At 63.9% G+C, this 20027-nt stretch carries 23 protein-coding genes and 1 tRNA gene; 14 read left to right on the top strand and 10 right to left on the bottom strand.

Features of this window, described 5'->3' with window-relative positions:
• Positions 1-147: 147 nt before the first annotated feature.
• On the top strand, positions 148-855 hold the full coding sequence (locus LB553_RS06555; RefSeq protein ID WP_224511699.1) for an SDR family NAD(P)-dependent oxidoreductase: 708 nt from the start codon (positions 148-150) through the stop codon (positions 853-855).
• Between the two features lie 79 nt (positions 856-934).
• On the opposite strand, the gene rpsA is transcribed toward LB553_RS06555, so the two are convergent.
• From rpsA to aroA, 3 genes are all read right to left on the bottom strand, one after another.
• The gene (gene rpsA, locus LB553_RS06550) at positions 935-2632 is read right to left on the bottom strand and encodes a 30S ribosomal protein S1 (protein ID WP_224511698.1); all 1698 of its coding nucleotides are present in this window, start codon (positions 2630-2632) and stop codon (positions 935-937) included.
• A 194-nt stretch (positions 2633-2826) separates the two neighbouring features.
• A complete protein-coding gene (gene cmk / locus LB553_RS06545) occupies positions 2827-3477 on the bottom strand; it encodes a (d)CMP kinase (RefSeq protein ID WP_224511697.1) in 651 nt (216 codons plus the stop codon).
• Between the two features lie 97 nt (positions 3478-3574).
• Positions 3575-4933, bottom strand: coding sequence for a 3-phosphoshikimate 1-carboxyvinyltransferase (gene aroA, locus LB553_RS06540; protein ID WP_224511696.1), 1359 nt, complete (start codon positions 4931-4933; stop codon positions 3575-3577).
• A gap of 194 nt (positions 4934-5127) precedes the next feature.
• Here aroA and LB553_RS06535 point away from each other — a divergent pair, with 194 nt between their 5' ends.
• Complete coding sequence (locus LB553_RS06535) at positions 5128-5520, top strand: TIGR02300 family protein (RefSeq protein WP_224511695.1); 393 nt, start codon at positions 5128-5130, stop codon at positions 5518-5520.
• Positions 5521-5695: 175 nt separating this feature from the next.
• Positions 5696-5771, top strand: a tRNA-Ala gene (locus tag LB553_RS06530).
• A gap of 139 nt (positions 5772-5910) precedes the next feature.
• Here the strand turns inward: LB553_RS06530 and LB553_RS06525 are convergent.
• The 5 genes from LB553_RS06525 to LB553_RS06505 all read right to left on the bottom strand — a co-directional run bounded on the left by LB553_RS06525 (position 5911) and on the right by LB553_RS06505 (position 8378).
• On the bottom strand, positions 5911-6132 hold the full coding sequence (locus LB553_RS06525) for a hypothetical protein (protein ID WP_224511694.1): 222 nt from the start codon (positions 6130-6132) through the stop codon (positions 5911-5913).
• 8 nt (positions 6133-6140) lie between these two features.
• The gene (locus tag LB553_RS06520) at positions 6141-6386 is read right to left on the bottom strand and encodes a hypothetical protein (RefSeq protein WP_224511692.1); all 246 of its coding nucleotides are present in this window, start codon (positions 6384-6386) and stop codon (positions 6141-6143) included.
• Between the two features lie 41 nt (positions 6387-6427).
• Positions 6428-7165 carry a Crp/Fnr family transcriptional regulator gene (locus LB553_RS06515; RefSeq protein ID WP_224511689.1) on the bottom strand — a complete coding sequence of 246 codons (738 nt, stop codon included), beginning with the start codon at positions 7163-7165 and terminating at the stop codon, positions 6428-6430.
• A gap of 191 nt (positions 7166-7356) precedes the next feature.
• A complete protein-coding gene (locus LB553_RS06510) occupies positions 7357-7857 on the bottom strand; it encodes a DUF6496 domain-containing protein (protein WP_224511686.1) in 501 nt (166 codons plus the stop codon).
• Between the two features lie 62 nt (positions 7858-7919).
• Positions 7920-8378: a YbhB/YbcL family Raf kinase inhibitor-like protein gene (locus LB553_RS06505; RefSeq protein WP_224511684.1), complete on the bottom strand. Its 459-nt coding sequence runs from the start codon at positions 8376-8378 to the stop codon at positions 7920-7922.
• Positions 8379-8899: 521 nt separating this feature from the next.
• Here LB553_RS06505 and LB553_RS06500 point away from each other — a divergent pair.
• On the top strand, positions 8900-9256 hold the full coding sequence (locus LB553_RS06500) for a hypothetical protein (RefSeq protein WP_224511682.1): 357 nt from the start codon (positions 8900-8902) through the stop codon (positions 9254-9256).
• Between the two features lie 34 nt (positions 9257-9290).
• On the opposite strand, the gene LB553_RS06495 is transcribed toward LB553_RS06500, so the two are convergent.
• Positions 9291-10403, bottom strand: a complete 1113-nt coding sequence (locus tag LB553_RS06495; protein ID WP_224511680.1) for a lactonase family protein — start codon at positions 10401-10403, stop codon at positions 9291-9293.
• Between the two features lie 203 nt (positions 10404-10606).
• On the opposite strand from LB553_RS06495, the gene LB553_RS06490 reads away from it, so the two are divergent.
• The 10 genes from LB553_RS06490 to LB553_RS06445 all read left to right on the top strand — a co-directional run bounded on the left by LB553_RS06490 (position 10607) and on the right by LB553_RS06445 (position 19080).
• Positions 10607-11158, top strand: a complete 552-nt coding sequence (locus LB553_RS06490) for a MaoC family dehydratase (RefSeq protein ID WP_224511678.1) — start codon at positions 10607-10609, stop codon at positions 11156-11158.
• A gap of 3 nt (positions 11159-11161) precedes the next feature.
• Positions 11162-12322, top strand: a complete 1161-nt coding sequence (locus LB553_RS06485) for a CaiB/BaiF CoA transferase family protein (RefSeq protein WP_224511676.1) — start codon at positions 11162-11164, stop codon at positions 12320-12322.
• Between the two features lie 14 nt (positions 12323-12336).
• A complete protein-coding gene (locus tag LB553_RS06480; RefSeq protein ID WP_224511865.1) occupies positions 12337-13464 on the top strand; it encodes an extracellular solute-binding protein in 1128 nt (375 codons plus the stop codon).
• Between the two features lie 26 nt (positions 13465-13490).
• Positions 13491-14675 carry a substrate-binding domain-containing protein gene (locus tag LB553_RS06475; protein WP_224511674.1) on the top strand — a complete coding sequence of 395 codons (1185 nt, stop codon included), beginning with the start codon at positions 13491-13493 and terminating at the stop codon, positions 14673-14675.
• A 195-nt stretch (positions 14676-14870) separates the two neighbouring features.
• On the top strand, positions 14871-15608 hold the full coding sequence (locus tag LB553_RS06470) for an ATP-binding cassette domain-containing protein (RefSeq protein WP_224511672.1): 738 nt from the start codon (positions 14871-14873) through the stop codon (positions 15606-15608).
• Entirely contained in the window at positions 15601-16338 is a 738-nt protein-coding gene (locus LB553_RS06465) for an ATP-binding cassette domain-containing protein (protein WP_224511670.1), read from the top strand. Before LB553_RS06470 ends, LB553_RS06465 begins: the two co-directional genes overlap by 8 nt.
• Positions 16335-17276, top strand: coding sequence for an ABC transporter permease (locus LB553_RS06460; protein WP_224511668.1), 942 nt, complete (start codon positions 16335-16337; stop codon positions 17274-17276). Before LB553_RS06465 ends, LB553_RS06460 begins: the two co-directional genes overlap by 4 nt.
• Before the next feature lie 4 nt (positions 17277-17280).
• Positions 17281-18246 carry an ABC transporter permease gene (locus LB553_RS06455; protein ID WP_224511667.1) on the top strand — a complete coding sequence of 322 codons (966 nt, stop codon included), beginning with the start codon at positions 17281-17283 and terminating at the stop codon, positions 18244-18246.
• Between the two features lie 157 nt (positions 18247-18403).
• Positions 18404-18646 (top strand): type II toxin-antitoxin system Phd/YefM family antitoxin, encoded by a 243-nt coding sequence (locus LB553_RS06450; RefSeq protein ID WP_224511664.1) that lies wholly within the window; start codon positions 18404-18406, stop codon positions 18644-18646.
• Entirely contained in the window at positions 18646-19080 is a 435-nt protein-coding gene (locus LB553_RS06445) for a type II toxin-antitoxin system VapC family toxin (protein ID WP_224511662.1), read from the top strand. The genes LB553_RS06450 and LB553_RS06445 overlap by 1 nt, the downstream gene beginning before the upstream one ends.
• Positions 19081-19101: 21 nt before the next feature.
• On the opposite strand, the gene LB553_RS06440 is transcribed toward LB553_RS06445, so the two are convergent.
• Complete coding sequence (locus LB553_RS06440; protein ID WP_224511660.1) at positions 19102-19941, bottom strand: amidohydrolase family protein; 840 nt, start codon at positions 19939-19941, stop codon at positions 19102-19104.
• Between the last annotated feature and the right edge of the window lie 86 nt (positions 19942-20027).

Below are 20027 nucleotides of genomic sequence, written 5' to 3'. Positions count from 1 at the left end.
GCCTGCTACGGTTCGACGCATGCAAAGACGCTGCGCCAGCCATGTCGATATTTCAATTGAGTGACAGCGCGAAAGGCGCGACGTTCGAGCCTGGGGAGGCATAACCCAAGATATAATCATAAAAAAAATGACAGGAGCGGTCTAAGTATGAAGGAAACGCTGAATGGCAGGCATGTCGTGGTGACGGGCGGCACTGGGGCGCTCGGCGGCGCGGTTGTCGGCAGGTTGCTGGAGCAAGGCGCGATCTGCCACGTGCCCAATGCCCACGCGGCGGCCCCGCCGCATTTTCCTTACGCAGCCCATGCCAGCGTGCATCTGGCGCACAATGTCGACCTGTCGGATTCGGCCAAGGTCGACGCCTTCTACCATCAGGTGCCCGCGCTCTGGGCCTCGATCCACCTTGCCGGCGGCTTCACCATGGCGCCGGTCGAAAAGATCGAGTCGGCTTCCTTCGCCGAAATGATGGACACCAACGCCCGCACGGCCTTCTTGTGCAGCCGCGCCGCGGTGCGCTCGATGCTGGCGTCCAACACGGCCGGCCGTATCGTCAACGTCACCGCGCGGGCGGCGCTGGAACCGCGCAAAGGTTCGGGCATGGTCGCCTATACGGCGAGCAAGGCGGCGGTCGCGGCCATGACGGTCGCCATGGCCGAGGAGCTGAAGCACAAGGGCATCCTGGTCAACGCCGTGGCCCCCTCGACGCTCGACACGCAGGCCAACCGCGACAGCATGCCGGACGCCGATTTCAGCAAATGGGTCAGCCTCGAGGCCGCGGCCGAAGCGATCGCCTATCTCGCCTCACCCGCCAACCAGGCCATGAGCGGCACGCTGGTTCCGCTCTACGGCCGGGCCTGACAGCACAGATATTCCGATAAAAGAAATACCCCGCCGGATCGCTCCGGCGGGGTTTTTTGTCACTGCTCAGCGAAGAAGCTTAGTTGCCCTGCTTCTTCAGCGCCGCGCCCAGGATGTCGCCGAGCGACGCGCCGGAGTCGGTCGAGCCGTACTGGGCGACCGCTTCCTTTTCCTCGGCGATTTCCAGCGCCTTGATCGAGACCTGCAGCTTGCGGGTCTTCTTGTCGAAGGCGATGACGCGGGCGTCGACCTTCTGGCCGACGGTGAAGCGCTCGGGGCGCTGCTCGTCGCGGTCGCGCGAAAGGTCGGAACGCTTGATGAAGGTCTCGATGCCGCTGTCGACCAGCCGCACGTCCAGACCGCCATCCTTCACGCCGATGACCTCGCAGGTGACGACGGCGTTCTTGCGCAGCTCGCCGCTGGTGGCCGCTTCACCGACCGTGTCACGGGCCAACTGCTTGATGCCGAGCGAGATGCGCTCCTTCTCGATGTCGACGTCGAGCACCTGCGCCTTGACCATGTCGCCGCGATTGTACTCTTCGATGACCTGCTCGCCCGGACGGGTCCAGTCGAGGTCGGAGAGGTGCACCATGCCGTCCACGTCGCCTTCCAGGCCGATGAACAGGCCGAACTCCGTCTTGTTCTTGACCTCGCCCTCGACCTGGCTGCCGACCGGATGGTTGCGCGCGAAGGCTTCCCACGGGTTCTCCAGCGTCTGCTTGAGGCCGAGCGAGATGCGGCGCTTGGCCGGATCGACCTCGAGCACGACCACGTCGACTTCCTGGGTCGTCGACAGGATCTTGCCGGGGTGCACGTTCTTCTTCGTCCACGACATTTCCGAAACGTGGATGAGGCCCTCGATGCCCGGCTCCAGCTCGACGAACGCGCCGTAGTCGGTGATGTTGGTGACGGTGCCCTTGATCTTCTTGCCGATCGGGAACTTGGTGCCGATATCCGACCACGGATCCGACTCGAGCTGCTTCATGCCGAGCGAGATGCGGTGGGTTTCCTGGTTGATGCGGATGATCTGCACCTTGACCGTCTGGCCGATATTGAGGATTTCGGTCGGATGGTTGACGCGGCGCCAAGCCATGTCGGTGACATGCAGCAGGCCGTCGATGCCGCCAAGGTCGACGAACGCACCGTAATCGGTGATGTTCTTGACCACGCCTTCGACCACCTGGCCTTCCTCGAGGTTCTGCACGATTTCCGAACGCTGTTCGGCGCGGCTCTCCTCGAGCACGGTGCGGCGCGATACCACGATGTTGCCGCGGCGGCGATCCATCTTGAGGATCTCGAAGGGCTGCGGGTTGTGCATCAGCGGGGTGACGTCGCGGATCGGGCGGATATCGACCTGGCTGCGCGGCAGGAAGGCCACGGCGCCGTCGAGGTCGACGGTGAAGCCGCCCTTGACCTGGTTGAAGATGACGCCTTCGACGCGCTCACCCTTGGTGAACTTCTCTTCGAGGCGCACCCAGCTCTCTTCGCGGCGAGCCTTCTCGCGCGACAGCATGGCTTCGCCAAGCGCGTTCTCGATGCGCTCGACATAGACTTCGACGGTGTCGCCGACCTTGAGGGAGGATTCCTTGCCCTTGGCGCCGAATTCCTTCAGCGGCACGCGGCCTTCGACCTTGAGGCCGACATCGATGATGGCCATGTCCTTTTCGATCGCGGTGATCGTGCCCCGGACGACCTGGCCCTCGCCGGAATGGCCGGCGGTGAATGATTCTTCGAGCATGCTCGCGAAATCGTCGCGAGACGGATTAGCAGCTGACATTGTTTCTCCTGGAATGCTCCGCGCGCTGGCGGAGCGGGCGCCGTGGGTTAGCGTTGCGTGAGCCTGCCGGCGTTCCGGGCTGAAGAGCCCTTGGCCACTTGTTAAGTGGCAAGTCCGGCGCATGAAGAATGCTGGCAGGCTGGTGCGTGCCCGATATGGGTATTTTCGCCGCTCAAGGCAACCGAAAAGCCCGATCAGGCCTTGTTTCTCTTGGCGAGGACCTCGTCAACGATCGCCATCGCCGCCAGAAACGCGGCTTCTATAGCCATTTCGCTGGTATCAAGCAAGTGCGCGTCTGCCGCGGGCTTCAACGGCGAGTCGGCGCGGCCCATGTCGCGCTCGTCGCGGCGCTCGATGTCGGCGAGGATGGTAGCGAAATCGGCGCTGCCGCCCATGCTCTCGATCTCGGCCAGCCGGCGCCTGGCGCGCACTTCGGCGCTCGCCGTGACATAGAGCTTGATGTCGGCGTCCGGGCACACCACCGTGCCGATGTCGCGGCCGTCGAGCACCGCGCCCGGCGGTGCCTTGGCGAAAACCCGCTGCTTCTCGACCAGGATGCGCCGCACCGTGGGGATGACCGCGACTTTGGACGCCGCCTCGCCCACCGCATGCGCCGACAGCACTGTCCGGTCGAGGTTCGAGAGATCAACCTGCCGCGCCGCGGTCTCGGCCGCCGAGACATTGTCGAGCGGCAGGCCGAGCTCGAGCAGCTTGTGGGCGACGGCACGGTAGGTGAGGCCGGTGTCGAGCAGGTTCAGGCGATAGTGATCGGCGAGCCGGCGGGCGAGCGTGCCCTTGCCGGCGCCGGCGGGTCCGTCGATGGCGATGGTGAAGGGGGTGCTCATTGGCCGGCCACAGCGATCGATGGAGGCGATGCAAATGGCGAGTGCCGCGATCCTTCACACCCCGCCAGTATCTCAAGTCGGCTCAATCTCATCGCCGTCACTCGATCTCCGCGCCCAGTCCCTTCATCAATCCCATGAACTCCGGAAAGCTCGTCGCGATCATATTGGCGTCGTCGATGGTCACGGGCTTTTCCGTCGCCAGGCCCATCACCAGGAAGCTCATGGCGATGCGATGATCGAGATGGGTCTTCACGGCCGTATCGGGGCCGTTCGGATGAGCGCCCAGTCCCTTGCCGCCCGGTCTGCCGCGCACGGCGAGCGAAACTTCGCCCTCGGTGCAATCGACGCCATTGAGCTTCAGCCCATTGGCCACCGCCGCCAACCGGTCGGATTCCTTGACGCGCAATTCCTCCAGCCCCTGCATCAGTGTCTCGCCTTCGGCGAAGCTCGCCGCCACGGCCAGCACCGGATATTCGTCGATCATCGACGGCGCGCGCTCCGGCGGCACGATGGCGCCCTTGAGTTCGGAGGAGCGCACGCGCAAATCCGCCACGTCCTCGCCGCCGGCATTGCGCGGGTTGAGGATGTCGATACGGCCGCCCATCTCCTGCAAGGTCATGAGCAGCCCGGTGCGGGTCGGGTTCATCAGCACGTTCTCGATGACGATGTCCGAACCCGGCACGATCAGCGCCGCCACCAGCGGGAAGCCGGCGGAGGAGGGGTCGCCCGGCACGGCGATCGTCTGCCCGGTGAGCTTACCCTGGCCTTCGATGAAGATGTGGCGCACGCCGCGCCCGTCGGTCTCTACGGTCAGGTTGGCGCCGAACCCTTTCAGCATCTTTTCGGTGTGGTCGCGCGTCATCACCGGCTCGATGACCGTGGTGATGCCCGGCGTGTTCAAGCCGGCAAGCAGCACCGCCGACTTCACCTGGGCCGACGCCATCGGCACGCGATAGGTGATCGGCGCGGCATGCTTCGGCCCGCGCAGCGTGATAGGCATGCGGTCTCCGGGTGCTGCCTGCAGCACCTGCACGCCCATCTGGCGCAACGGGTCGAGCACGCGACCCATCGGCCTGCCGGAGAGCGAGGCGTCGCCGATGAAGGTCGTCTCCATGTCATAGGTGCCGACGAGGCCCATGGTGAGGCGCGAGCCGGTGCCGGCATTGCCGAAATCGAGCGGGCCCTCCGGTTGCAGCAGCGCGCCGTTGCCGGTGCCGCGGATCACCCATTCGGCGCCCGTCTTTTCGATATGCGCACCCATTGCCTTCATGGCGGCACCGGTGCGCATCACGTCCTCGCCCTCGAGCAGGCCGGTAATTCGGGTCTCGCCGGAGGCCAGGCCGCCGAACATAAAGGAGCGGTGCGAGATCGACTTGTCGCCCGGCACGCGCGCTGTGCCGGCAAGGGCAGGGGATTTGCGGGCCGTGGCTGGTTTAGCGGCGGCGGAATGAGACATTTTGTCGTCCAAATGAAATGCCGGCTGACCGGCCCGGTTCGTCGTGTTGCGGCGGTCTCGTATCACGGTGCGCGGCAATGGTCATCCCCTTGGCGCGGCCGTTCGAACGCAACCCTTTACAACGCCGGCTTTTGGCTTTGACAGCGCTCCAAACTGCGGTTAAGGGGACCACTCTTTTATTGACGAGGCCTGACGTGGCAAAAGCTGAACTTGGCACCAAACGCATCGACCCTGAGACGGGACGGAAATTCTACGATCTCAACAAGGACCCGATCGTCTCGCCCTATACCGGCAAGAGCTATCCGCGCTCCTATTTCGATGAAGGCAAGATTTCCGCCATCGAGGAGGATGAGGAGGTCGCCGACAAGGAACTGGACGCCGACGAGGAGGAGGGCGCCGAAGTCGTCTCGCTCGAGGAAGCCGATGACGAGGCCAAGGGCGGCGGCGATGATCTTCCCGATCTCGGCGACGACGAGGACGTGGACCTCGGCGACGATGACGACGACACCTTCCTTGCCGACGAAGAGGAAGAGGATGACGACGTCGCCGATATGATCGGCGTCGGCGACGACGAGGATGAGGTCTGATTCCAGCCTCGGCGCGATTGTTTGCCGGCCATTTTCGCCTGTGACGAAAAAGCGGTCTTTGAAGGCTTGATCTTGACCGAAGGCGGCGCTAGAAGCCGCCAGCACTAAACGACGGCGCGGTCCCAACCGCGCCGGATCTCTTCGCCGGAAACGGCGCCGGCTGACTGCCGGGAGTGGGGCCATAGCTCAGTTGGGAGAGCGCTTGAATGGCATTCAAGAGGTCGTCGGTTCGATTCCGATTGGCTCCACCAAGTCACTCTCTAGGCTATTGATCTCCCCAAAGAACCTTGGGTTTCATGGGTTACGCCGGCAAGGTGGTCCACATAGGTGGTCCATAGCGCGGGAAATTCTGTGCCTCCATGAACTGCGGGTGCAGGATGGGCCCGACTATCAGGGAAGCTCGGCGTCGAACTCGACAGCAAATCCGGCATTGATAGCGCTTCGCGCTATGAGATCGCCAAGTTCCCAATCTGTGAGCTCGCAAAGCGGAAACGTCTTTCTCACCGCGAGGACAACCTCTGTTAAGGAAATGCTCGGATCGTCGACATTGTCGATCAGGTAAAGGACAATCGCTCGACGAATATCGGATGAAGCCGTCGTCTGGGTTGGCATCTTCGGCTCTATGAATGGAGCCGCGATGTTGCGCTACCGGCCGTTGCTGCGTCGAAAGCTACGGGCACGCTGTGAACGATGCATGCCGTCGCCAGCATTTCCTCCAACTCGCGGTCGGAAGCCTTGCAGTCTGGCATCAGTGTTCGGATTGCCCGGATTGCCTTCGCGATGGACAGGAACCCGGCCTTGCCTCTGGAAAGAACATAGGCCTCGGCGGCTTTTTCAACCGTGACAGTCCGGTACGTGTTGGTCATCAAGAGTTCCTCCCTGAACCCAAACCAACACGATTAACGGCCTATTTCCGGCGGCCTTCAAGCGTATGTCCGATAGCGGACAATTCGGAGGCTATGCCGAAGTGCCGTTGCTCCTCCTCGCCATAGGCGCCATGAGTGAGTTTTATCATCCCGATGCGGTCGACAATCGTGATCTCACCGCGCTTGGCGTGGATTAGCCCCCGGTATTCGAGCATTTGGAGGGCGGTAGTAACGCCGGGACGCCGCGCGCCAAGCATGGTCGCCAGGAATTCATGCGTCAGGTAGATTTTTCCCTCAGTCCGGTCGTGGACCATCAGCAGCCAGCGGGCCAGCCTTTCCTCGATTTTCGAGTGGCCGTTCACCAGCGCCGTTCGGGATGATTGCACCAGGAATGCGTGGGCGTAGCGAAGCAGCGCCTCATGAAGGCTCAGGCTTTCTGCAATGGCAGCGCGAAGATTTTCAACCGGCAGGCACCAGCCATTGCCGGCGACTTGGATATAGGTTTCGTTGGGAGATCTGTCTTGCCCGAGAATGACCGCGAGTCCCGTCATACCGTCATGGCCGATGATGCCGACTTCGCTCTGCCGCCCTCCGGTCAAGGTGGCGACCACCGACGCAATACCGCTCTCCAGAAAATAGACGTGCTCTATCGGTTGATAGGGGTCCTCAAGTCGGGCTTTGACAGCCAGTTCCACGCGATGCATGGACGGCTGCAAAAGCGCGAAATCGTCCGGAGGAAGAGTTTTCAAAATTTGGTTGCGAAGGACGGGTTGAGGCATGGCTCTTCTCCCTGACGGGCAAGAGCACGTACCTCTTACTGTCGGCTGCATCCGAATGTCTGGCGGCCGATGTCAAACCATACGCCTCAAATGGACGACTGGCAAACTTTCCAGCTGTGCGGCGTCCTTCCTGACGGAAGGTTACGGCGAAAGCGTCCAACTTAGCCGCTCACAGTCTTCCTGGAACTACGCTAACCGCGCTCGGCCCGGGTTCTGGCTGCTTTGCGCGCTGCCGCCGATCGTCCGGCGGCGCCTTTGGTCTGCGCGGCTTTCCTCGCCGCCGCCGACCGCTCTTCGGCTGTGCGGCCGGATGCGGCGCTCTTGGCCTGCCGCGACAGGGCCTTGCGGGAGGCGGTGCTTTTCGGCTCGCCTTCGAGCACCTTCGACACCGCCTTCGAGACCTTCGGCTGACGCTTCGGCTTCCGTTCGCCCTGGCCTGCCTCATAAGCGTATTCGGCGCTCTTGCGCGTGCTCTCCTTCACATCGCCTTTTTTGGGCGGCGGCAGGTCGACGCCCGCGCGGCGCGCCTCCGAAAGACCGATGGCGATCGCCTGCTTGGTGGAGCGGGCGCCGTGCTTGCCTTGGCGGATCTTGTCGATCTCCGCGTGAACGAATTCACCGGCCTGCGTGCTTGCCGACTTGCCTTCGCGCTTGTCCTTGCGCGCCTTTTCGATGGTCTTCTTGTCCGGCATTGTTTTTCTCCTTATTCGAACGGGGCATAATCGAACGCCGACAGGCCGCTTCGGATCGCGCCTCAGCGGCTTTCATATGTGCCGATGAGGTCGGCAGTGGCGATCACATGCGGCTTTGCAAACGCCAGAAGATCGGCGATTCCCGTCTTCCCGCCGGTTTCCAGCGTTTCAACGTCGAGTGCCAAAAGGCGGAAGTGATAGTGGTGAACGCCGTGTCCCTTTGGCGGCTGGGGTCCGTCGTAATGGGCGTTGCTAAAGTCGTTGACGCCTTGGCGGAAACTTTCCGGCCCGGCGGTGCCTTCGGGCAGGCGGTCCCGGCCGGCGGCAATGTCATAGACCGCCCAATGGCGAAACATGCCGCGTGGCGCATCAGGATCCTCCACGACAAGCATGAAGCTTTTGGTCCCGGCTGGCGCGTTCTTCCATCGCAGGGGAGGAGACAGATTGCCTCCGTTGCGGACATAGGGCTCAGGAACGGTCTGCCCGTTTTCAAAGGCTGGACTCTCAAGCGTGAAAGCCATGGCTGGAACTCCGTGCTCTTATCGCGCTCTTACTCCGTGCTCTTATCGCGTTCTTGTCGAGAGATCCGCGAACGATCTTTGCTTGGATTGGTGGAGCGCAATCGCCGCTGGTTTGTTGGGAACGCGGGGCATCGGCGGGGGTTCCGGCATCATGCCCCCGCGACGGAGCTCGATGAATGCTTTGCAAGTGGAGCTATCGTCCCTGGGAAAGCCGCTCCAACGGAAGCGAACGCAGGTCATATTCGGCGAAACAAGCGCCGGAGGAAATCCCTATGCCGGTGGCCGCAACTAGGCTAAGGCTTCCTGTCGGAGGGATACTTATGAGAGTTCCGGTTTTGGGTGGGAAACTGGTGCAGGGACGGGCTGGACTGCTTGCCCGGCCAAACAGTCTCTTGCCGATGTTTTGCATTGCGGTCGCGGTTGCCGCTTGTCAATCGACTCCAGACACACAGCCTGTTGCTGACCCGCAACCTGCTCCTGCCGCCATTGTTGCTCCCGCTCCGGCTTCGCGGAATTCGGCTGTGCTGGATCAGACGGCTGCGGTCGTTCCGCCCGGCAAGGGCGTTCCGGCCCGATACGCCGCATTCTCCGGCATATGGGCGGGGCAGCTCAACGGCATGTATGACGGCAAGCTGGCGGTGCTGACCGTGTCCTCAGGCGGGCAGGTGACGGCCAGCTACGCATGGGGCGATCTGGCCGACAACAAGCCGGGCGTCGCCGATGGCTCCGGCAGGATTTCCGGCAACACATTGAAGCTCGGGCGCTTGCCGAACGGCGCGGACATCACCGCCACGATGGCGTCGCCGGGAACGCTCAACGTCACCTACGCGCTTGCCGGCCAGACCTATACAGGCTCGTTCGCCCGGGTCAGCCAGTGAGCAAAGTCGGTCTCTAGAACGCCGCTCGCTAAGATTAGAATTGAAGCCGGTCCTCGACGATCCGCACGCACATCGGCGTTCCGATTTCGATGGCATGCCCGGTGTCGGTCAGCCGGCCACTCTGCTCGTCGCGGGCGAAGATCGAGACGCGGTCGGCATTCTGATTGGCCGAAAAAAGATGCCTGCCGGATGGCGTCAGCGCGAGGTTGCGCGGCGTCGCGCCGCCGCAGGGGGTGAAGTCGACCAGCTCCAGTTTCCCAGACTGCTGGTCGACGGCAAAAATGGCGACGCTGTCATGGCCGCGGTTGGAGCCGTAGAGGAAGCGGCCGTCGGGCGAGATCTGGATGTCGGCGCAGTGATTATGCGCGCGAGCCTCTCCGGGCACCGCCGGCTTGGTGTCGATGAGTTCAAGCCTGCCTGAAGAGGGCTCAAGCGCCAGCGAGACGACCGTCGAGTCCAGCTCGTTCATGACGAAGACGAAGCGGCCGTTCGGATGCAGCGCGACGTGACGCGGCCCTGCGCCGGGCGCGAGCGCCGAGGAAGCGAGCTTCACCAGCGTGCCGTCGGGCTCGATCCGGTAGGAGACCAATTGGTCGATGCCGAGATCGGCGACGATGGCGACGCCGCCCTGGATGATCTCGATGACGCTGTGCGCATGCGACCGCTCCTGCCGCTCGGCGTTGGGACCGGTGCCGGAGTGGGCAACGCTCGCCAGCGGCGCGGTCAGGCCGCCGTCGGCCGCAAAGCCGAACACAGCGACCGCCTTGTCGGGACCGCCGCTGCCCATGCCGTAATTCGCGACCAGAAGCTTGCTGCCGTCGCGGGTGATCGTGTTGTGCGCGGTGATGCTGCCGAGTGATGGCTGCTTGTTGATATAGGCGAGTGAGTTGGTGGCGCGCTCGAAGCGATAGGCAGAGACCGTTCCCTCGCGCCAGGCAAAGACTTCCGAATTGGCATAGATCCGCGTCCCGTCCGGCGTCACCGACAGGAAGGTCGGATTGTCGATCTCGTCGGTCTCGACAAGCTTCCGCACAGCAAGCGTCGCCTCATCGAAGGCGTAGACGCCGAGGCCGACACCGCGCGCGCCCTGGAAATAGGGCGCCTCGCGGTTGAGGCTGCCGACAAAGACAAGACAGGCGCTTTGCATCGATCTTCCTCCCGTCACCGGCGGCTCCTCTGCCCGTGCCGGCTTTCCAAAAATTTCGTCGATCCTCGCTTGCAAGGCAATCCCATATGTGAAAATATTATTCACAAAAGAAAACTTACGGGAGGAAAGATCATGCGTCTCGCCATCCGGCATCGTGCCCGGAACCGCCTTGCAGGTGGCGCCGGAACCGTCTGGAGAGCTGCGTGAGCACGTTCTCGCCGACCGCCGGCGTCGCCTCGACGCATCCGGCCGACATGCCTGAGGCGCATGCCGAAATTCCTGTCTGGAACTCGGAAAACTGGTTCTACGAGGACTGGCAGCCCGGTCACAAAATCCGCTCGCTTCGCCGCACCCTCGCCGAGGGCGAAAGCCATATGTTCAACACGCTGGTGCTGGATATCCACCCTTACGTGCAGGACCAGATGTTCGCCGAAAAGGAAGGCATCTTCGGCCGGCGGCTGGTGGCGGGCGCCTTCGTGTTTTCGGCCGGGCTCGGGCTGGTCGCCACCAACTGCCTCAACGCATTTTCCTATGGCTACGACAAACTGCGCTTCATCAAGCCGGTCTTCATCGGCGACACCATCTATTCGATCCGCACCAACCTCGACAAAAAGCCGCGCTACCAGGACATGGGCCTGATCCGCGCCAGCTATGAAGTCTTCAAGGGTGAAGGAGAACTGGTGCTCTACTGCGAGCATCTGCAGACGGTGAAATACAAGAACCCGGCCGACTTTGTCGGCAAGACCGAGAAGTGAACCGTGGCTGCTGACAACGAACTCCCGCTGACCGGCCTCGTCGTCATCGACATGAGCCAGTTCCTGTCGGGACCCTATTGCTCGCTGCGCCTGCTCGACCTCGGCGCGCGCGTCATTAAGATCGAGCGGCCCGACGGCGGCGACCTGTCGCGCCGGCTCTATCTCAGCGACACCGAGATCGGCGGCGATTCCACTATTTTTCACGCCATCAACCGCGGCAAGGAAAGCCTTGCCGTCGATTTGAAGAATGAAGCCGACCTCGCCGCGCTGCGCGGCCTGATCGCCAAAGCCGACGTGCTGATCCAGAATTTCCGGCCGGGCGTCATTGAGCGGCTCGGCCTGGACTATGAGCATGTCAGCACAATCAACCCCCGGCTCGTCTATGCCTCGATCAGCGGCTATGGCGAGGAAGGGTCATGGGTGAAGCGCCCTGGGCAGGATCTGCTCGCGCAGGCTCGTTCCGGTGTGATGTGGCTGAATGGCGACGAGGAGCAGGGGCCGGTGCCGTTCGGCCTGGCGATCGCCGATATGCTGGCGGGCGCTGCCTGCGCCCAAGGCATCCTCGCCAAGCTGGTGCGGCGCGGCATCACCGGCGAGGGCGGCCATGTCGAAACCAGCCTGCTCGAAGCGCTGATCGATTTCCAGTTCGAAGTGCTGACCACGCATCTCAACGACGGCCGACGCCCGCCGAAGCGCTCGTCCTTCCGCAGCGCGCATGCCTATCTCTCGGCGCCTTACGGCGTCTACCCGGCCAATGACGGCTATCTGGCGATAGCCATGACGCCGATCCCGAAGATTGCCGATCTGCTCGGATTGCCTGAGCTGTCCCCGTTCCGCGACAGACCGGCGACCTGGTTCACCGCCCGCGACGAGATCAAGGTGATCATCGCCAAACGCATCGCGGAGAAAACCATCGACGAATGGCTGGCCGTCCTCGAGCCCGCCGACGTCTGGTGCGCCAAGGTGCTGACCTGGCCGGAACTGATGGAAAGCGACGGCTTCAAGAGCCTCGACATGCTGCAGACCGTAACGCGCGAGGACAATGTCTCGATCCTCACCACCCGCACGCCGCTGCGCGTCGACGGCGCGCGCGCCAAGGTGGCTCGCGCCGCCCCACGCATCGGCGAGCACAGCGACAAGATCCGCGCGGAGTTCGGCCTGTGATCCGGTTGAAAGGCATGACCTGGAACCATCCGCGCGGCTACGACCCGATGGTGGCGTGCTCGGCGCTCTGGAAGGAAAAGACCGGCGTCTCGATCGAATGGGAGAAGCGTTCGCTGCAGGATTTCGAGTCATTCCCGGTGGAGGAGCTTGCCCGCGCCTATGATCTGATCGTCATCGATCATCCGCATGTCGGCCAGATCACCGCCGAGAAATGCCTGGCGCCGCTCGATGTGCCGAGACGCGACGCGGAACGCGAGGCGCTGGCCAAGGGAAGCGTCGGCAAATCCTATCCAAGCTACACCTGGCAAGGCCGGCAGTGGGCTTTCCCGATCGACGCCGCGACCCAGGTGCAAGCCTGGCGGCCGGATCTGATCGAAGCCGCGCCGGCGATCTGGACCGAGGTGCTGGCCCTTGCCGAACAGGGCCGCGTGCTCTTGCCGCTCCGGCCGCCGCATTCGCTGATGTGCTTCTATACTTTGGCCGCCGATCTCGGCCGGCCATGCATAGTCGACGGTTCGGCCGACCTTGTCGAAGGCGAGACCGGCGAAACCGCCTTCGAGATGTTGCGCGAGATTGCGGCGCGGGTCGATCCCGCATGCCTGACGATGGACCCGATCGCGGTGTTCGAAAGGATGGTAGAGCCCGGCTCCCGCATCGCCTGCGCGCCGCTGATCTACGGCTATGTTCCTTATGCGGTGGCAGGTTTCCGGCCGCACCGCCTCGCCTTCGCCGACATGCCGGTTGTCGGCGGCAACGGCCCGGTCGGCTCCGCGCTTGGCGGCACCGGCATTGCCGTCTCCGCCTTTTCCGCCGCGCGCGAGGCGGCGATCGACTTCGCCTATTGGATCGCCAGCGGCGACGTGCAGCGCGGCCCTTATGCCGCCGCAGGCGGCCAGCCCGGCCATGCCGCGGCCTGGGAAGACGATGCCGTCAACGCCGCGACCGGCGACTTCTATCGCGCTACGCGCGCCACGCTCGAAGGCGCCTGGGTTCGTCCGCGCCACGACGGCTACATGGCGTTTCAGCAGCAAGCCTCGGACCGCATCAACGAAGGCCTTGCCGGCCGGCAGGACGTCCGCCGCGTCGTCGCCGACATCAACCGCCTGTTCCGGGAGAGTTTCGCGCCGGCCGCCGCCGGCTAGTTCCACTGCACCGAGGGAGGAAAAAAATGACCAGCCTGATACGCGGCCTGCTCGCCGCAACTGCCATAGTCTCGATCCCGTTCGCCGCCCATGCCGCCGACGTGAAGTCGGTGATCGACGGCCTGCCGGCCGATCTCAAGGCGCAATATGACGGCGCGCCGCAGAAAGTTCTGCCCTCGGCCTGGGATAATTTCACGCCGCCACCCAAGCCCTGGAAGTGGTGCCACTCGGAGAGCTACCAGGGCAACCCGTGGCGCGTCTCGGTCACCAAAGAGCTGAAGCGGTTGGTCGATGGCCTCATCGCCGACGGCACAGTGTCGAGCTTCGAAGTGTCGGATTCGAACAACGACCCGAGCCAGCAGATCAATCAGATCCGCGCCTTCATCGACAAGAAGTGCTCGATCATCACCTCGATCCCGGGCTCGGCGACGGCGCTCGACGATGCCGTCGATGCAGCGGCCAAGGCGGGCATTCCCTTCATCACGGCGGCCGGCTCGGTCACCAGCCCCAACGCCATCAATGTCGATTCCAACTATGCCCGCTGGGGCTATGACATGATGACGGCGATCGGCAAGGCCAAGCCCGATTCCAGCGTGCTGATGGTCGAAGGCATCGCCGGACATCCAATCGTGGTTCAGGAAAAGCAGGGCGCCGACAAGGCGCTGGCCGAGAACAAGGGCCTCAAGGTCGCGCGCACCGTCAACGGCAACTGGACGGCCAATGTCACCAAGACCGTGGTGCTGCAGGCGATCGCCACCAACCCGGCGCCGATCGACGCGGTATGGACGACCGGCAGCGAAAGCCGCGTGGTCGCCGAGGCTTTCGCTGAAGCCGGCCGGCCGGCGCCGCTCATCACCGGCTCGATCACCGGCGACGCGCTCGGCTACTGGAAGGTCAATCCCGACAAATACCGCTTCGAGGGCCATGCCGTGCTGCCAGGCTGGACGGCGCAGACGCTGTTTCGCGTCGGCGAGCGTATGCTCGACGGCCAGAAGCCGAAGCTCAACACGCTGCTGATCCCGATCCCGCCGGTGCATGCCGCCGAGCTCGGCAAATGGTACAAGGACTGTATGACGCCGGACGCCGTTTCGGTCTTCCCGGTGCCGCCGACCGACCCGATGCCCGAAAACATGCTCGACGCCTATTTCAGCAATCCTGCGCCGACCAAGGGCTGGGACTATTCGAAGGTGCCGGACGCCTGCGCCAAGTGATGTCATGTGAAGCCGGCTCTCGGTGTGCTGATATTCAGGTTATGCCGGCCTGCAAATGACGGCTTCCTCGCGCTTCCGGCGCTCACGTACGAAAAGTACGCTCCGCTCCGGTTCTCGGAAGCCACCATTTCGGCGCGGCCTGACCTGAATCTCAACACACCTTAAGGGCCGGCTTCTCCTCTTTCGGAAAGACACATGCTCGAAGTCCAAGGCGTCTCCAAACGCTATGGCGAAACCGTCGCGCTGGCCGAGGCGTCAATCGCCTTCCGTGCCGGCACGATCCATACGATCCTGGGCGAGAACGGCTCGGGCAAGAGCACGCTGGTGAAGCTTTTGTCCGGCATCGTCCAGCCGGACGGCGGCGCGATCCTGCTCGACGGCAAGGCGTTTTCCGGCACGCAGCCCGCCGCCTTCCAGGCCGCCGGCTTCGCCACCGTCTTCCAGGAGGTGCTGGTTGCGCCCGATCGCTCGGTGACCGACAACATCCTGCTTGGCCTGGACGGCCTGTGGCGACGAGGCGTGCCGCGGGGCGAGCGGCGCGCGAGGGCACATGCCGCGCTCGGCCGCTTCGCGGTGACGCCGATCGATCTCGACCGGCCATGCGGCGAGCTGCCGCTTGCCGCAAGACAGCTGGTCGTGCTCGCCCGCGCCGTCATCCGCAACCCGCGTGTCTTGATCCTCGACGAGGTGACCGCGGCGCTCGACTTCGCGGATCGCGAGTCGGTCTTCGCGCTGATGCGCGCTATGGCCGGGGCAGGCACGCTGATCCTGTTCATCACACACCGCATGGATGAGGTGATGGCTTTGTCCGACCGCATATCCATCCTGCGCGCCGGCCGCGTGGTGAAGACCGAGGAGCGCGGCGTATCGACCCCCGCCGAGCTCCTCGCGGCGATGGCGCCGCAGACGGCGGCGGAGCTGGCGCATGGCTGAGGCAAAGGCTCTTCGTGTACGCGACCTCGTCATCGCTCCCGGCGTCGATCCGATCAGCCAGACGATCGCGCCGGGCGAGATCGTCGGTCTTGCCGGGCTCGACGGCCATGGCCAGGAACGTTTCCTGCGCGCGCTGGCCGGGCTCGAACGGCCGGTCGCGGGCGAGATCGCCGTCGACGGCAAGGCAGGATCGATCACCAGCTTCCGCAAGGCCGTCGCCAGCGGTATCGCCTATTTGCCGCGCGACCGCCGTTCGACCGGCATTTTCCCGACCCAGTCGGTGCTCGACAACTTCGCCATCTCCACCGTGTCGAAAGACCGACGCTTCGGCCTTCTCTCCTTCGCGGCACGGCGCAGGCGGTACGAGGCTTATAGGCAGAAACTCAGCATTGTCGCGCCGCGTCCCGACGCGGCCATAACCACGCTGTCCGGCGGCAATCAGCAGAAGGTGCTGCTCGCGCGGGCCCTTGCGCTGGAGCCGAACTTCCTTCTGCTCAACGATCCGACGCGCGGCGTCGACGTGGCGACCCGGCATGTGCTCTACGACGTTTTCCGCGGCCTTGCCGCCGAGGGCATGGCCCTGGTGATCCTGTCCAGCGAGATCGAGGAGATACTGCTTCTCTGCCACCGTGTGCTGGTGTTCCGCGAGCAGCGCGTGTCGGCCGAATTCTCAGGCGCGGAGATGACCACCGACAGGGTGATCGCCGCCATGTTCGGACGCGCCGCATGAGCCCGGTCCTTCGCAAGCTACGCGGCGTTGGCTTTGCCGTGGTGATGCTCGTCGTCCTGCTCGTGCTCAACGTCGCGCTCAATCCGGCACGCTTTCAGCCTTCGTCCTGGGGCGCGCTGTTGGGGCTGGCCGCACCGCTGATCGGCGCGGCCGTCGCCTCGGCGCCGGTCATCCTAGCGGGGCGCGGCGGCATCGACATCTCGGTCGGTCCGCTGATGGGCTTCGTCAACGCCCTGGTCATCCAGCTTCTGTTCCTCAACCTCGGCATTTCGTCGCCGTGGATCATCGTTCCGGCCGCGCTGCTGGTTGGGGCGTTGGTCGGCGCCGCGAACGGCACGCTTGCCACAATCGTCCGCATTCAGCCGATCGTGGCGACGCTCGGCACCTATCTGTTCCTCACCGGCGTCACGCTTACCATCCTGCCGGCACCGATCGGTCCGGCGCCGGACTGGCTGAAGGCCATGGCAGGGCCGCTCTCGATTGTGCCGCTGGCGCTGATCGGCCTGAGCTGGCTCTTCATCCACCGCACGCCCTATCATGACCTGCTGATGGCTGTCGGCAGCGACGACCGCGCCGCCTACACGGCTGGCGTGCCGGTGACCAGGGTGCGGCTCATCGCCTATGTCCTGACCGGGATCTTCGCCGCCGCCGCCGGGCTGATGCTCACCTCGCTGATCGGCTCTGCAGACCCCAATATCGGCCCGACCTATACGCTGATTGCGATTGCCGCCGTGGCGCTCGGCGGTGTCAGCCTCGCCGGCGGCCGCGGCGGGCTAGGTGGTGCCGCGATCGGCGCTATCGACATCTTCCTGCTCCAGAGCCTGCTCACCACCTTCAACGTTTCAACCTATGTGCTGCAGATCGCCTATGGCCTGATCCTCGTTATCGCCGTGGTGCTGACGGCGGTGCAGGAACGGCTGTCGAGGCGGAAAGGGTGACCGGATGACAGGCAACTGGTTCCAGTCCACCAACGCCCGCATCGCCGGCGCCTTCATGATGGCGCTGCTGCTGCAGATCGTCGGCACGCTGCTCATTCCCGGCTACTCGGCGCCCTTCGCCATCCGCGCGCTGCTGGTCATCGCCTCGCTGCTGGCGGTGGCTTCGATCGGCCAGACGCTGGTCGTCATCCTCGGCGGCATCGATCTTTCCATCCCCTTCGTCATTGGCTTCGCCAATGTCGTGGCGGCGCAGCTTTACGGCCAAGGCTGGAACTTCGCGCTGGTCTGCATTCTCGTCGGAATACTTGCCATCGCGATCGGCGCACTGAACGGGCTGATCTCGCGCGGGCTCAACATCCATCCGCTGATCGTCACGCTCGGCATCGGCATGATCGTCCAGGGCGCCGTGCTGTTGTGGACCGGCGGTTTTCCGTCAGGGTCGGCGCCCGAAGCGGTGTCCCGCTTCGTCTCGATAGGCGGTTCGGTCGGTCCCTTGCCCGCGCCCTTGCTGGTGCCTTGCCTGGTGGTGCTGACGGTGCTGATCGTGCTGGTGCTTGCCCGCACGCCCTATGGACGCCGGCTGTATGCAGTCGGCAGCAACCCGGAAGCAGCGCCGCTGGCGCTCATCGATCCGCTCCGCATGTGGATCATCACCTACGCGGCGAGCGCTTTCTTCGCGGCGGTTGCCGGCGTGCTGCTGCTCGGCTTCACAGGTTCGGCCTATGGCGATGTCGGCCAGCCTTATCTGTTCCAGACGATCGCCGCGGTCGTGGTCGGCGGCGCGGCATTGGTTGGCGGCCGCGGCAGCTATCTCGGCACCATCGCCGGCGTCCTGGTGCTGACCGAAATCAACACGCTGCTGATCGGCCTCGGCTTCCGGCCGTCGACGGTCCAGGCGGCGCTCGGCCTTGTCATCCTGCTCTTGGTCTCGCTCTACGGGCGCGAGCGCCACGTCCGCACGACGATCTAGCTATTTGATCCTGGTCGCCCTCGTATAATGTCGCGCTCAAGCGACCCCCAAAGACGACGCCTTGTCAGCCTACTCTCAGCTGATCGCAGCGAAGCATCGATCTGGAATTGCCAAGCCCGATGCGCTATATGACCATCTACATGGTCAGGAGCGTTGCATGAATCCGATCAATCTGGCGGATGCCAAGGCCCACCTCAGCGAACTGGTCGATCGGGTCGAGGCGGGCGATTCGATCGATATCATCCGCCGTGGCAAGCCGGTCGCGCGGCTCACTGCCGTAGCCCGGCCGCGCAAACCGATCGATATCGCGCTGCTTCGATCGCTGACGGCAGGGATGCCGGCCCAGTCCCAGAGCGCCGCCGGCCTCGTGCGGTCGATGCGGGATGGCGATCGCTACTGATGCTTTATCTCGACACGTCGCTCGTCGTCGCGGCGCTGACCAACGAAGCGATGACGCCGCGTGTTCAGGCTTGGCTTACGGAACAGGACCCGGTGCAGCTTCTCATCAGTGACTGGACAGTCACCGAGATGTCGTCCGCCATGGCAATCAAGCTCCGCACCGGACAAATCAGCCTGGAACAGCGCGCCGCGGTGCTTGCCATGTTCAATAGGCTGGTCGCCGAAAGCTTTACCGTCCTGGGCGTGACGAGTGGGCAGTTCCGGGCGGCAGCGAAGTTTGCCGATCGGCACGATCTTGGGCTTCGAGCAGGGGACGCGCTGCATCTCGCCATCGCATCGGAGCATGGCGCCACGGTATATACGCTTGATCAGCGGCTCGCTGACGCCGGGCCAGAACTCGGTGTGCCGGCGCAAATGCTCGCTGACGGCGACTAGTTGCAGGCGAGTTCTCGTAGCCTAGCCAAGGCGCCAAAGCCGGCGCGCATTGCCGGAGAGCAGCCGTGTCCGCTCCGAGTCGCTTGCGCCGGCAAGCAGCGCGTGCGTGGCGGCAATCCATGTCGTCAGCCCGCCGCCCAGAGTGCAGACCGGCCAGTCGCTGCCCCAGATCACCCGGTCCCAGCCGAACGAGCCTATCGTGTGCTCGACATAGGGTCGGAGCGTCTCGACTGTCCAGGTCACCGGATCGGCATAGGCGACGACGCCGGAGATTTTGCCGACGACATTTGGACGCTTGGCGATGGCTTCCATATGCTCGCGCCACGGATGCTCGGCATTGCCCTTGATGTCGGGCACGCCGCAATGATCGAGGACGAACTGCACGTCGGGCGCGAGGTCGGCGAGCGCCATCGCCTTCGGGATTTGATGCGGCAGCACCACCAGATCGAAGGTCAGGCCGGTGCCGGCCAGGCGCTTGATGTTCTGGCGAAACAGCGTCCCTTCCGACAGGTCGTCGGGCACGACATGCAGCACGCGGCGGAATCCCTTGACGAACGGGTCGGCCTTGACCCTCTCCAGATAGGCGTCGAAACCGGCCTCTTCCGGCCTACAGGCGGCGATCGCTCCACGAAGCAGGCTGCCAGCCCGGCGGGCAACCGACTTCACATAAGCGGTCTCAGCAACGATGTCGGCCGGGTCGACATCGACCTCCATATGCAGGACGCCCTCGATGCCTGAGCGCCGCGCATCGGCGGCGTATTCCTCATAGAAGAAATCGCGGTTCAGCGCCGGCACACCGGCCAGCCACGGATAGCGAAGCGCGCTCTGGTCGATCAGATGCAGATGAGTGTCGATGATCATGACGGCCTATCCTCCCTGGCCTGGAGAATGATCCCGAAAAGTTGCAGACTTTTCGGATAAGATCATCCTCCAAAAAAATAAAGCAT

This window comes from Mesorhizobium sp. CA8 (assembly GCF_020164955.1).
Taxonomy (GTDB): Bacteria; Pseudomonadota; Alphaproteobacteria; order Rhizobiales; family Rhizobiaceae; genus Mesorhizobium.
The sequence above is the reverse complement of the archived record's forward strand: the minus strand, read 5'-3'. Positions and strand labels throughout refer to the sequence as shown.

Excerpts from the sequence above, each read along its gene's own strand:
- LB553_RS06505 (WP_224511684.1), bottom strand. The coding sequence starts at position 8,378 with ATGGCTTTCACGCTTGAGAGTCCAGCCTTTGAAAACGGGCAGACCGTT.
- LB553_RS06440 (WP_224511660.1), bottom strand. The coding sequence starts at position 19,941 with ATGATCATCGACACTCATCTGCATCTGATCGACCAGAGCGCGCTTCGC.
- LB553_RS06475 (WP_224511674.1), top strand. The coding sequence starts at position 13,491 with ATGACCAGCCTGATACGCGGCCTGCTCGCCGCAACTGCCATAGTCTCG.
- LB553_RS06510 (WP_224511686.1), bottom strand. The coding sequence starts at position 7,857 with ATGCCGGACAAGAAGACCATCGAAAAGGCGCGCAAGGACAAGCGCGAA.
- LB553_RS06480 (WP_224511865.1), top strand. The coding sequence starts at position 12,337 with ATGACCTGGAACCATCCGCGCGGCTACGACCCGATGGTGGCGTGCTCG.
- LB553_RS06515 (WP_224511689.1), bottom strand. The coding sequence starts at position 7,165 with ATGCCTCAACCCGTCCTTCGCAACCAAATTTTGAAAACTCTTCCTCCG.
- aroA (WP_224511696.1), bottom strand. The coding sequence starts at position 4,933 with ATGTCTCATTCCGCCGCCGCTAAACCAGCCACGGCCCGCAAATCCCCT.
- rpsA (WP_224511698.1), bottom strand. The coding sequence starts at position 2,632 with ATGTCAGCTGCTAATCCGTCTCGCGACGATTTCGCGAGCATGCTCGAA.
- cmk (WP_224511697.1), bottom strand. The coding sequence starts at position 3,477 with ATGAGCACCCCCTTCACCATCGCCATCGACGGACCCGCCGGCGCCGGC.
- LB553_RS06470 (WP_224511672.1), top strand. The coding sequence starts at position 14,871 with ATGCTCGAAGTCCAAGGCGTCTCCAAACGCTATGGCGAAACCGTCGCG.
- LB553_RS06525 (WP_224511694.1), bottom strand. The coding sequence starts at position 6,132 with ATGCCAACCCAGACGACGGCTTCATCCGATATTCGTCGAGCGATTGTC.
- LB553_RS06455 (WP_224511667.1), top strand. The coding sequence starts at position 17,281 with ATGACAGGCAACTGGTTCCAGTCCACCAACGCCCGCATCGCCGGCGCC.
- LB553_RS06460 (WP_224511668.1), top strand. The coding sequence starts at position 16,335 with ATGAGCCCGGTCCTTCGCAAGCTACGCGGCGTTGGCTTTGCCGTGGTG.
- LB553_RS06465 (WP_224511670.1), top strand. The coding sequence starts at position 15,601 with ATGGCTGAGGCAAAGGCTCTTCGTGTACGCGACCTCGTCATCGCTCCC.
- LB553_RS06495 (WP_224511680.1), bottom strand. The coding sequence starts at position 10,403 with ATGCAAAGCGCCTGTCTTGTCTTTGTCGGCAGCCTCAACCGCGAGGCG.
- LB553_RS06445 (WP_224511662.1), top strand. The coding sequence starts at position 18,646 with ATGCTTTATCTCGACACGTCGCTCGTCGTCGCGGCGCTGACCAACGAA.
- LB553_RS06520 (WP_224511692.1), bottom strand. The coding sequence starts at position 6,386 with ATGACCAACACGTACCGGACTGTCACGGTTGAAAAAGCCGCCGAGGCC.
- LB553_RS06450 (WP_224511664.1), top strand. The coding sequence starts at position 18,404 with ATGAATCCGATCAATCTGGCGGATGCCAAGGCCCACCTCAGCGAACTG.
- LB553_RS06555 (WP_224511699.1), top strand. The coding sequence starts at position 148 with ATGAAGGAAACGCTGAATGGCAGGCATGTCGTGGTGACGGGCGGCACT.